Here is an 11,237-nt window from a genome sequence, read left to right as displayed (position 1 = left end):
GAGGTGAAACTGACCGATAAGCCGGGTTCTGTCGTGGACAGTCATTCATCTAGGCCAGCAATCGCTCACTGGCTCAAGCAGCCTACCCGGGTTCAGTACGGGCCGTACCTTGTGAACCCCTATTTGGCCTTGCTCCGGGTGGAGTTTACCGTGCCGCGAACTGTTGCCAGACGCGCGGTGCGCTCTTACCGCACCCTTTCACCCTTACCTGATCCCGCTTGCGCGGGCCATCGGCGGTTTGCTCTCTGTTGCACTGGTCGTAGGCTTGCGCCTCCCAGGCGTTACCTGGCACCCTGCCCTATGGAGCCCGGACTTTCCTCCCCTCCGCCCGTCTCCCCCGAAGAGGACGACGACGAAGCGGCGACTGTCTGGTCAGCTTCGGCGCGCAGTATAGAGGGTTTGCGCCCGCGTGTCACCCTTCCGTCGACATTCCCACCGCCAGGGTCGCCGCGATATTTCGTGAGGCGCGGTAAATGTTGTCAAACGCGCCGCGAAACGCCTCCTCCAGCGTGCCGATAGTGGTCAACACACTGAACACCGCGTCGATACCGTACTGATGCACCACGCCGACATCGCTGGTCAAACTACCGGCGATACCAATCACCGGCTTATGGTATTTTTTCGCTACCTGCGCCACACCCACCGGCACTTTGCCGTGAATGCTCTGGCTGTCGATGCGCCCTTCGCCCGTCACTACCAGCGTGCAGTCGTGAATATGCTCCTCCAGATTGAGCGCCTGGGTAACAATCTCAATGCCGCTGCGCAGCTCCGCGCCGAGAAACGCCATCAGCGCCGCGCCCATACCGCCCGCCGCGCCCGATCCCGGAACACGCTTCACATCGATATGCAGATCTTTTTTGATCACCGCGGCGAAGTGATCCAGGCTGCGATCCAGCTCGACGATCATCGCTTCCGTCGCCCCTTTTTGCGGGCCGAAAATACGCGACGCGCCGCTCTCGCCGGTGAGCGGGTTGGTCACATCGCAGGCCACGCGGATCGTACAATCCTGCAAGCGCGGATCGAGGCCGGAGAGATCGATTTGATTAAGGCCGATCAGGCTTCCGCCGCCGTGACCAATCTCTTTGCCGTTAGCATCCATAAGACGCGCGCCCAGTGCCTGCACCATACCGGCTCCGCCATCATTGGTCGCGCTGCCGCCAATGCCGATGATAATGTTGCTCGCCCCCTTATCCAGCGCCTGCAAAATAAGCTCTCCGGTGCCGCGCGACGTGGTAATTAACGGATTACGTAATTCGGGCGCGACCAGTGCCAGCCCGCTTGCCGCCGCCATCTCAATAAAAGCGGTCGCGCCATCGCCCGAGCTTCCCCAGCAGGCTTCAACCGGCTCGCCCAGCGGGCCGGTCACGCGGGCGGTGTGCAAAGCGCCCTGCGTGGCGGCGATCATCGCCTCAACGGTACCTTCACCGCCATCCGCGACCGGAACAGAGACATAGTGCGCATCGGGAAAGATCTCCCGAAATCCTTTTTCTATTGCCTGCGCGACCTGCGTCGCAGAGAGGCTTTCTTTATAAGAGTCTGGGGCGATTACGATTTTCATAGTGGTGAGCCTGGTCAAGCCGCGCACGTCACCCTGCAGGCCAGAGGTAGCCTGAAAAGGTGGAGATCAAGAGAAGCAAGGGCGCGCCTGCGCCCTTTCTGATTAACGAGTGACTTCGACTTTCGCCAGTTTCTCGTAGTAGCACGCCAGCGCGCTGTGATCGGAGGTGCCCATGCCGTCTGCACGCAAGGCCTGCATCATCTCCATCACCGCGGCGGTCAGCGGCAGCTGTGCACCCACGCCGTGCGAGGTATCCAGCGCATTCGCCAGATCTTTAATATGCAGATCGATTCGGAAACCCGGTTTAAAGTTGCGATCCATCACCATCGGCGCTTTCGCCTCCAGCACGGTGCTGCCCGCAAGACCGCCGCGAATCGCCTGGAAGACCAGATCCGGGTTAACGCCCGCTTTCGTCGCCAGGGTTAAGGCTTCCGACATCGCGGCAATGTTAAGCGCGACAATCACCTGGTTTGCCAGCTTGGTGACGTTCCCCGCACCGATATCACCGGTATGCACCACCGATCCTGCCATCGCTTTCATCAGGTCGTAGTGCTTATCAAACACCGCTTTATCGCCGCCAACCATCACAGAGAGCGTGCCGTCGATCGCTTTGGGTTCGCCGCCGCTGACCGGCGCATCCAGCATCTCCACACCTTTCGCTTTCAGTGCTTCGCTGATTTCACGGCTTGCCAGCGGCGCAATGGAGCTCATATCGATCAGCACCGTGCCCGCTCTCGCCCCTTCAATAATGCCGCCTTCACCCAGCGCCACCTCTTTCACATGCGGCGAGTTCGGCAGCATGGTGATGATCACATCACACTGCTCGGCGATGGCTTTGGCATTGCTCGCGGTTTCGGCACCGGCGGCAACAAGCTCGCCCACCGCATCACTGTTGCGGTCGACGACCACCAGTGAGTAACCGGCTTTGATGAGGTTTTTACTCATGGGTTTACCCATGATGCCGAGGCCAATGAAACCGACTTTCATCGTCATAATTGCGTCTCTCTCTTTCAGGTGGTGAGGTTATTTTTTAAAGGCGTCGGCGAGTCGCTGCGTCGCCGCACGGAATACGCCCAGATCGCTGCCGACGGCAACCACCGTCGCGCCCCACTCCAGGTAACGACGCGCGTCAGCCTCAACCGGTGCCAGGATGCCGCTCGGTTTGTTGTGCGCCTTCGCGCGGGCGAAAATGTGTTGAATGGTGCGTTGCACTTCCGGGTGCGCGGCATTGCCGAGGTAACCGAGCGTCGCCGCCAGGTCACTTGGCCCGACAAACACGCCGTCCACGCCGTCGGTCGAGAGGATCGCGTCGAGGTTATCGACGCCCGCCTGGCTCTCTATCTGCACCAGAATCGAGATATTGGCGTTGGACTGGCGGAAGTAATCCGGCACGGTGCCGAACATATTGGCGCGGTGCGATACGGAGACGCCGCGAATGCCTTCCGGCGGATAGCGGGTCGCCGCTACGGCCAGCAGCGCATCCTCTTCACTCTCGACGAAGGGAATCAGGAAGTTATAGAAACCGATATCAAGCAGGCGCTTAATGATCACCGCATCGTTGGTCGGCACGCGTACAACCGGCGCGCTGACGCTGCCTTTGAGCGCCATCAGCTGCGGTACAAAAGTGAGCACATCATTGGGCGCGTGTTCGCCGTCGAGCAGCAGCCAGTCGAAACCCGCAAGCCCGAGCACTTCCGTGCTGATATGGCTACCCAGCGCAGACCAGCAGCCAATCTGAACCTGCTGCGCGGCCAGCGCGGCCTTGAATTTGTTAGGGAAGATATCGTTAGTCATCTTTTGTACCTTAAATGTGTTGGTGCTTATTTCTTCAGTTCCATACGTTTGATGTCGCCGACGACAAACAGGTAACAGACCATCATCATCAGGGCGGAACAGCCGACGAACACCAGCGCGCCGTTGAAGGAGTGCAACTCTTTTACCATGTAGCCAATAACCAGCGGCGTCGCGATAGAGGCCACATTACCAAAGACGTTAAACACGCCGCCGCACAGGCCGACAATCTCTTTTGGCGCGACGTCGGAAATCACCGGCCAGCCGAGCGCCCCAAAACCTTTGCCGAAGAAGGCCAGCGCCATCAGCGCGACCACCAGCACGGTGTTGTCGGTGTAGTTACAGAGGATAATGCTGGAAGCGAGCAGCATCCCCATCACGATAGGCACTTTACGCGCCACGGTCAGGGATGAGCCACGTTTAATCAGGTAATCGGAGAAGAGACCGCCCAGCACGCCGCCGACAAAGCCGCACAGCGCCGGAATGGAGGCCACAAAGCCCACTTTGAGGATCGACATCCCCTTCTCCTGCACCAGGTAGATGGGAAACCAGGTGAGAAAGAACCAGGTGATGGTGTTGAGGAAGTACTGCCCAAAGAAGATGCCCAGCATCATGCGGTTGCTCAACAACTGCTTGATGTAATCCAGCTTCGGCCCGGCTTTTTTATCGTCGCCCGCTTTTTTGTGGTCCATATCAACCACCGCACCGTTCGCCGCAATGTAATCCAGCTCTTCGCGGGTCATACGCGGATGGTCGGTTGGGTTGTGCACAAATTTCACCCACGCGAAGGTCAATACAAAACCGATCCCGCCCATGACGGTAAAGACGTGCTCCCAGCCCCAGGCGTAGGTCAGCCAGCCGAGCAGCGGCGAGAAGAGCGCCAGCGAGAAGTATTGCGCTGAGTTAAAGAGCGCCGAGGCGGTACCGCGCTCCTTTGCCGGAAACCAGGCCGCAACGATGCGCGCATTCGCCGGGAAGGAGGGCGCTTCAGAGAAGCCGAGCATAAAGCGCATGATAAACATCGACACCCCGGCCCAGGCGAGCGGGAATACATCGACAAAACCCTGCAAGAAAGTGAAGAGCGACCAGAAAAAGAGGCTGTAAGTGTAGACGCGTTTGGAGCCGAAGCGGTCGAGCAGCCAGCCGCCGGGGATCTGCATCAGCAGGTAGGCCCAGCCGAAGGCGGAGAAGATGTAACCCATTGAGACGGAATCGAGTTGCAGCTCTTTGGCGACATCAGTTCCGGCAATAGAGAGCGTGGCACGGTCAGCGTAGTTAACTGCGGTGACAATAAATATAATCAGCAGAATTAAATAACGGGTAGGAATCGCCCGTTTTGCTTCGACGGTTTGTTCAATAGCCATTTTAATTTCCTCGGACACCGCTAACTTTTAAATATATTTATTTGGGTGGTTTATCTGATGATATTTAACGACGTAGAGTTAATTCAGATAACAGATACAGAGATTTAATTAGCCCTCAGTATAAACAGCGCCGGGAGAGCACACATTGTAACCTTGCTCAATTTTTTAACTATCATGAAAGATTATTTTGAGCATATGCCCATAAAGCTGGGCGCTGATGCACACTTCTTGCATTATGCCGCCGCGCAGCATGCGGCCCGGCGTTAATAAGTGATATGCATCACATTTTAATAGTTGAACACCTGACATTCTTATTTCCAGTAAACAAGACTTTTCTTGCTGATATTAATTCCAGAGTAAATAACTGGTTTCTCTATTGTGAGTGATGCAGCGTACAGTGAGCGGGAGATAAATTAATAATGTCCGACATTGAAATAAGAGAGCAAATGCCTGGCGCATTTTATATTAAGGTTCACGACACCGATAATGTCGCGATTATCGTTAACGACAACGGCTTAAAAGCCGGTACCCGCTTCCCGGATGGTCTGGAACTGATTGAACATATTCCGCAGGGGCATAAAGTCGCGCTGGTCGATATTCCTCATCACGGCGAGATCGTGCGCTATGGCGAAGTGATCGGCTATGCCGTGCGCCCGATCCCGCGCGGCAGCTGGATCGATGAATCCCTCGTTGAGTTGCCGACGGCCCCTCCGCTCAACACCCTGCCGCTGGCGACCAAAGTGCCCGAGCCCTTGCCGCCACTGGAAGGGTACACCTTCGAAGGCTACCGCAATGCGGATGGCAGCGTCGGCACGAAAAATCTGCTCGGCTTAACCACCAGCGTGCACTGCGTTGCCGGGGTGGTGGATTATGTGGTGAAGCTGATCGAACGCGATCTGCTGCCAAAATACCCCAATGTCGACGGCGTGGTTGGCCTCAATCACCTTTACGGCTGCGGCGTGGCGATTAATGCCCCGGCGGCGGTGATCCCAATTCGCACTATCCACAACATCTCCCTTAACCCGAACTTCGGCGGCGAAGTGATGGTGATTGGCCTCGGCTGTGAAAAATTACAGCCGGAACGGCTGCTACAGGGAACGGATGATGTGCAGGCAATCCCGGCTGACGGTGCCAGCATTGTGCGTTTGCAGGATGAGCATCACGTGGGCTTCCGCTCAATGGTGGATGACATTCTGCAGGTCGCCGAGCGGCATCTGATAAAACTCAACCAGCGCAAACGCGAAACCTGCCCGGCTTCGGAACTGGTGGTTGGAATGCAATGCGGCGGCAGCGACGCCTTCTCCGGTGTGACCGCTAACCCGGCGGTGGGCTTTGCTTCCGATCTGCTGATCCGCTGCGGCGGCACGGTGATGTTCTCGGAAGTGACGGAAGTGCGCGACGCTATCCACCTGCTCACCCCGCGCGCGATTAACGAAGAGGTGGGCAAACGCCTGCTGGAAGAGATGGCCTGGTACGATAATTACCTCGATCTTGGCAAAACCGACCGCAGCGCTAACCCGTCGCCCGGCAACAAAAAAGGCGGGCTGGCTAACGTGGTGGAAAAAGCGCTGGGCTCGATTGCCAAATCAGGCAAGAGCGCCATTTCCGAGGTGCTCTCCCCCGGCCAGCGCCCGACCAAACGCGGCCTGATCTACGCCGCCACACCGGCCAGCGATTTCGTCTGCGGCACCCAGCAGGTCGCCTCCGGCATTACCGTGCAGGTCTTTACCACCGGTCGCGGCACGCCCTATGGGTTGATGGCGGTACCGGTGATCAAAATGGCGACCCGTACCGAGCTGGCAAACCGCTGGTATGACTTGATGGATATTAACGCGGGCACTATCGCCACCGGTGAAGAGAGCATTGAAGAGGTGGGCTGGAAGCTGTTCCACTTTATTCTCGATGTCGCCAGCGGGCGCAAAAAAACCTTTTCCGATCAATGGGGATTGCACAACCAGCTGGCGGTGTTTAACCCGGCACCGGTGACCTGATCCCCGCAAGAAGATGTATAAACCTCACCCTTAGCATGGCTCCGGCCATGCTTTTTTTTGCCCCTCTTCCTTTCATTCTCTTTCCCTCCCTTTCGAAAGTTTCGCTTTTACGATTCAAATCACAAAAAAGCATTCCGAAAGACTATATCTTCTTTCGAAGAAAATAAACGAAAGGGTTCGGAGGCAGGATGTTTATCATTTCAACAAAAACCATGCTCACTAAGGCGCAGCGCGAGGGCTACGCGGTGCCTGCCTTTAATATCCACAACCTCGAAACGCTTCAGGTTGTCGTTGAGACCGCCGCCGAGTTGCGCTCACCGCTGATTGTAGCGGGTACACCAGGGACCTTTAGCTACGCCGGGATCGGCAATATTGTTGCCATCGCCGCCGATCTGGCAAAAACCTACAACCAACCGCTGGCGATCCACCTCGATCACCATGAAGAGCTTGCCGATATCGAGCGCAAAGTACACGCCGGGGTGCGCTCGGTGATGATCGACGGCTCGCACCTCCCCTACGCGGAAAATGTGGCAGTGGTCAAAGCCGTTACCGACTACTGCCACCGCTATGACGTCAGCGTCGAGGCGGAATTGGGTCGTCTTGGTGGTCAGGAGGACGATCTGATCGTCGACGCCAAAGACACACGCTTTACCAATCCACAGCAGGCGCAGGATTTTATCGAAAAGAGCGGCATCGACTCGCTTGCGGTGGCGATCGGTACCGCACACGGCCTCTACAGTGAGGAGCCGAAACTCGATTTTGACAGGCTGGCGGAGATTCGCCAGGCCGTCGAAGTTCCGCTGGTGTTACACGGCGCTTCCGGCCTGCCTGAAGCCGATATTCGCCGCGCTATCGGCCTTGGCGTCTGCAAGGTCAACGTCGCCACCGAACTCAAAATCGCCTTTTCCGACGCGCTTAAGGCGTACCTGCTCTCAAACCCGAATGCCAGCGATCCGCGCCACTACATGGTACCGGCCAAAGCCGCCATGAAGGATGTGGTACGCAAAGTCATCCACGATTGCGGCTGCGAAGGAAAGCTGTAAGCCCACCCATTTAACCGGAGAATCCCGTGAAAGAGATTATTGCCCGCCATAAAGCGGGAGAGCACCTTGGCATCTGTTCCGTCTGCTCGGCCCATCCGTTAGTGATTGAAGCCGCGCTGCGCTTCGATTTGCATACCGGTAACAGCGTGCTGATCGAAGCGACATCCAACCAGGTTAACCAATTTGGCGGCTATACCGGTATGCAGCCGGCCGATTTCCGCGACTTTGTCTATGCCATCGCCCACGAGGTCGGCTTCCCGCTGGAGCGGCTGATCCTCGGCGGCGATCACCTCGGGCCTAACTGCTGGCAGAACGAACATGCCGACGCGGCGATGGAGAAAGCGATCGCGCTGATCGAAGCTTACGTTGCCGCCGGGTTTAGCAAGATCCACCTCGATGCCTCAATGTCCTGCGCGGACGATCCCGTTCCGCTGGATCCGCAGGTGGTGGCGGAGCGTGCCGCGCGTCTCTGTCTGGCGGCGGAGCAGACGGCAAGCGAGGCGCAGAAAACAGCGCTGACCTATGTCATCGGCACGGAAGTACCGGTGCCGGGCGGCGAGGCCAGCAGCATCAACACGGTGCACGTTACCCATGTAGAAGATGCCGCGCGCACGCTGGAAACTCACCGTGTCGCCTTCGAAGCGCTGGGGCTTGAAGCGGCGATGAAGCGGATTATCGCCATCGTGGTTCAGCCCGGGGTGGAGTTCGATCATACGCAGGTGATTCATTACCAGCCTCAGGCCGCCGAAGCGCTTTCCGGCTGGATCCGTCAGACGCCGATGGTCTATGAAGCCCACTCAACGGATTACCAGTCCCGCCACGCCTATCGCGCGCTGGTACGCGATCATTTCGCCATCCTGAAAGTTGGCCCGGCGCTGACCTTTGCCATGCGCGAAGCGATTTTCGCCCTCGCGCAGATGGAAAATGAGCTGATTGCTCCGGAGAGCCGTAGCCGGGTGCTGGAGGTGATTGACGAAGTGATGCTCAACGAGCCGGACTACTGGAAGAAGTATTACCACCCCACCTGGAGCCAGGCGATGGTCGATATCCACTTCAGCCTCTCTGACCGCATCCGCTACTACTGGCCCCACCCGCGCATCCGCCAGGCGGTGGAAAAATTGCTCGCGAATCTCGACACCGTCAGGCTGCCGCTGGGGCTGATTAGCCAGTTTATGCCTCTACAACTGGAACGCGCGTCGCTAAACGAGATAGTCACAACGCCACGCAGCCTGATTATTGACAAAATACAGGACGTATTGCGTGCCTATCGCTACGGATGCGCCCCTGAAACTGCCTGTTAAGCGGAGAGTGTATGAGCCAACTGTTTGTCCGAACCGGAGTGGATTTTGCCTCGCGCCAGCAGCTGCTGGCACATATTGGCGAGGAGATGCTGGCAAAAGGCGTCGTTCAGCAAAGCTACCCCGCCGCGCTGCTGGCGCGCGAAGAAAGCTACCCAACCGGTATTGCGCTGGAGCGTCATGCGATCGCTATCCCCCACTGCGAGGCGAGCCACGCCCTCTCGCCGGCGCTCTATCTGATTCGTCCGCAAAAACCGGTTTATTTTCAGCAGGCAGACGATGATGGCGAAGTTGCCGTCTCGCTGATTATTGCTCTGATTGTTGAAAACCCGGCGGCGCAGCTGACGCTACTGAGAAAACTGTTTAGTGAGCTACAAAACCCGAACACGCTGGACGCGCTGCTGAACGCTGCGGATGACGATCTGGCGAGATGTTTTCGGGAGACGATCCTGGAGCCTGAAACATGCAGTCAGGCTTAATAACATACTGATAATAAAAGGAGTACCCTATGAAACGTAAAGTGATTGTCGCCTGCGGCGGTGCGGTCGCCACCTCCACCATGGCGGCAGAAGAGATCAAAGAGCTATGCGATACGCACCACATCGAGCTCGATCTTGTGCAGTGTCGGGTAAATGAGATCGAAACCTATATGGACGGGGCGGATCTGATCTGCACCACCGCGAAAGTGGATCGCGCCTTCGGTGATATTCCTGTTGTGCACGGTATGCCCTTCGTTTCGGGAGTCGGCATTGAGGCGCTACAGCAAAAAATCCTGACCATTCTCGTGGGGTAACGCTATGTTTAGCGAAATAATGCGTTATATCCTCGACTTAGGTCCTACCGTGATGCTGCCGGTGGTGATCATTATTTTCTCTAAGCTGCTGGGGATGAAACTCGGGGACTGCTTTAAATCGGGTCTGCATATTGGCATCGGCTTTGTCGGCATTGGCCTGGTGATCGGCCTGATGCTCGACTCCATCGGCCCGGCGGCGAAAGCCATGGCGGAGCACTTCCAGATCAACCTCCAGGTCATTGATGTTGGCTGGCCGGGATCGTCACCGATGACATGGGCATCGCAAATTGCGCTGGTTGCCATCCCTGTCGCCATCGCCGTGAATATCATCATGCTGGTAACGCGCATGACGCGGGTGGTCAACGTCGATATCTGGAATATCTGGCACATGACCTTTACCGGCGCGCTGCTGCATCTCGCTACCGGCTCTTACTGGATTGGCATCCTCGGCGTGGCGGCGCACGCGGCGTTCGTCTATAAACTGGGCGACTGGTTTGCCAAAGATACGCGTGACTTCTTTGGCCTCGAAGGCATCGCCATTCCTCATGGCACCTCTGCCTATCTGGGGCCGGTTGCCGTGCTGGTGGACACCCTCATCGACAAAATCCCCGGCCTGAGGCGTATTCATTTCAGCGCCGACGATATTCAGAAACGCTTCGGGCCATTCGGCGAACCGGTCACCGTCGGTTTTGTGATGGGGATTGTAATTGGGCTGCTGGCTGGTTATGACCTGAAAGGTGTACTGCAACTGGCGGTCAAAACTGCGGCCGTTATGCTGCTAATGCCGCGGGTAATCAAACCGATTATGGATGGCCTGACGCCGATTGCGAAACAGGCGCGTAAACGTCTGCAGGCAAAGTTTGGCACTCAGGAATTTTTGATCGGTCTCGATCCGGCGCTGCTGCTGGGCCATACCTCAGTGGTCTCCGCCAGCCTGATCTTTATCCCGCTGAGCATTCTGATCGCGGTACTGGTGCCGGGTAACCAGGTGCTGCCATTCGGTGACCTGGCGACCATTGGTTTCTTTGTGGCGATGGCGGTTGCGGTGCATCAGGGCAACCTGTTCCGCACGCTGATCTCCGGGGTGATTATTATGAGCATGACCCTGTGGATCGCCACACAAACCATCGGTCTGCATACGCAGTTGGCCGCCAACGCGGGCGCACTGAAAGCGGGCGGGATGGTAGCCTCAATGGACCAGGGTGGTTCCCCGGTCACCTGGCTGCTCATTCAGCTCTTTACCTGGCAAAATCTGGTCGGTTTCATGGTTATCGCCGCGATTTACCTGACCGGTGTCCTGCTTACCTGGCGCAGAGCGCGCCACTTTAAAGCGGCAGAGAAAGCGGCTGCTACGCCGGAAAGCCAGCCCGCATCGTGATCGTTGGGGAGCGTTCGCTCC

10 protein-coding genes and 1 other RNA gene are annotated in these 11,237 nt (G+C 57.3%); 6 read left to right on the top strand and 5 right to left on the bottom strand.

From position 1 onward, the window contains the following. Position 1 precedes the first annotated feature (1 nt). From rnpB to EH164_RS02720, 5 genes are all read right to left on the bottom strand, one after another. An RNA gene (rnpB, locus tag EH164_RS02740) (RNase P RNA component class A) lies at positions 2-380 on the bottom strand. Positions 381-412: 32 nt separating this feature from the next. Then, complete coding sequence (garK, locus tag EH164_RS02735) at positions 413-1,558, bottom strand: glycerate 2-kinase (RefSeq protein ID WP_124967207.1); 1,146 nt, start codon at positions 1,556-1,558, stop codon at positions 413-415. A gap of 102 nt (positions 1,559-1,660) precedes the next feature. Continuing rightward, the gene (gene garR, locus EH164_RS02730; RefSeq protein WP_023480910.1) at positions 1,661-2,551 is read right to left on the bottom strand and encodes a 2-hydroxy-3-oxopropionate reductase; all 891 of its coding nucleotides are present in this window, start codon (positions 2,549-2,551) and stop codon (positions 1,661-1,663) included. Positions 2,552-2,581: 30 nt separating this feature from the next. Continuing rightward, entirely contained in the window at positions 2,582-3,352 is a 771-nt protein-coding gene (garL, locus tag EH164_RS02725) for a 2-dehydro-3-deoxyglucarate aldolase (protein WP_023480795.1), read from the bottom strand. Positions 3,353-3,378: 26 nt separating this feature from the next. Next, positions 3,379-4,713 (bottom strand): MFS transporter, encoded by a 1,335-nt coding sequence (locus tag EH164_RS02720; protein WP_124967206.1) that lies wholly within the window; start codon positions 4,711-4,713, stop codon positions 3,379-3,381. Between the two features lie 419 nt (positions 4,714-5,132). On the opposite strand from EH164_RS02720, the gene garD reads away from it, so the two are divergent. The 6 genes from garD to EH164_RS02690 all read left to right on the top strand — a co-directional run bounded on the left by garD (position 5,133) and on the right by EH164_RS02690 (position 11,216). Next, positions 5,133-6,704 carry a galactarate dehydratase gene (garD, locus tag EH164_RS02715; protein ID WP_023480764.1) on the top strand — a complete coding sequence of 524 codons (1,572 nt, stop codon included), beginning with the start codon at positions 5,133-5,135 and terminating at the stop codon, positions 6,702-6,704. Positions 6,705-6,892: 188 nt separating this feature from the next. Beyond that, the gene (locus EH164_RS02710) at positions 6,893-7,747 is read left to right on the top strand and encodes a tagatose bisphosphate family class II aldolase (RefSeq protein ID WP_124967205.1); all 855 of its coding nucleotides are present in this window, start codon (positions 6,893-6,895) and stop codon (positions 7,745-7,747) included. Between the two features lie 26 nt (positions 7,748-7,773). Next, positions 7,774-9,048: a tagatose-bisphosphate aldolase subunit GatZ gene (gene gatZ, locus EH164_RS02705; protein ID WP_124967204.1), complete on the top strand. Its 1,275-nt coding sequence runs from the start codon at positions 7,774-7,776 to the stop codon at positions 9,046-9,048. 11 nt (positions 9,049-9,059) lie between these two features. After that, entirely contained in the window at positions 9,060-9,524 is a 465-nt protein-coding gene (gene gatA, locus EH164_RS02700; RefSeq protein ID WP_124967203.1) for a PTS galactitol transporter subunit IIA, read from the top strand. Positions 9,525-9,553: 29 nt separating this feature from the next. Beyond that, complete coding sequence (gene gatB / locus EH164_RS02695) at positions 9,554-9,838, top strand: PTS galactitol transporter subunit IIB (RefSeq protein WP_023481001.1); 285 nt, start codon at positions 9,554-9,556, stop codon at positions 9,836-9,838. 4 nt (positions 9,839-9,842) lie between these two features. After that, positions 9,843-11,216 carry a galactitol-specific PTS transporter subunit IIC gene (locus EH164_RS02690; RefSeq protein WP_124967202.1) on the top strand — a complete coding sequence of 458 codons (1,374 nt, stop codon included), beginning with the start codon at positions 9,843-9,845 and terminating at the stop codon, positions 11,214-11,216. Positions 11,217-11,237: the final 21 nt, after the last annotated feature.

This window comes from Kosakonia sp. CCTCC M2018092 (assembly GCF_003864115.1).
GTDB classification, from domain to species: domain Bacteria; phylum Pseudomonadota; class Gammaproteobacteria; order Enterobacterales; family Enterobacteriaceae; genus Kosakonia; species Kosakonia cowanii.
Note: the sequence above shows the minus strand (reverse complement) of the source record. Positions and strands in the feature narration are given on the sequence as shown.

Bases quoted from the DNA above. Each gene is read 5' to 3' on its own strand.
- gatA (WP_124967203.1), top strand. From the start codon at position 9,060: ATGAGCCAACTGTTTGTCCGAACCGGAGTGGATTTTGCCTCGCGCCAG.
- EH164_RS02690 (WP_124967202.1), top strand. From the start codon at position 9,843: ATGTTTAGCGAAATAATGCGTTATATCCTCGACTTAGGTCCTACCGTG.
- garK (WP_124967207.1), bottom strand. From the start codon at position 1,558: ATGAAAATCGTAATCGCCCCAGACTCTTATAAAGAAAGCCTCTCTGCG.
- garD (WP_023480764.1), top strand. From the start codon at position 5,133: ATGTCCGACATTGAAATAAGAGAGCAAATGCCTGGCGCATTTTATATT.
- EH164_RS02710 (WP_124967205.1), top strand. From the start codon at position 6,893: ATGTTTATCATTTCAACAAAAACCATGCTCACTAAGGCGCAGCGCGAG.
- garL (WP_023480795.1), bottom strand. From the start codon at position 3,352: ATGACTAACGATATCTTCCCTAACAAATTCAAGGCCGCGCTGGCCGCG.
- gatB (WP_023481001.1), top strand. From the start codon at position 9,554: ATGAAACGTAAAGTGATTGTCGCCTGCGGCGGTGCGGTCGCCACCTCC.
- EH164_RS02720 (WP_124967206.1), bottom strand. From the start codon at position 4,713: ATGGCTATTGAACAAACCGTCGAAGCAAAACGGGCGATTCCTACCCGT.
- garR (WP_023480910.1), bottom strand. From the start codon at position 2,551: ATGACGATGAAAGTCGGTTTCATTGGCCTCGGCATCATGGGTAAACCC.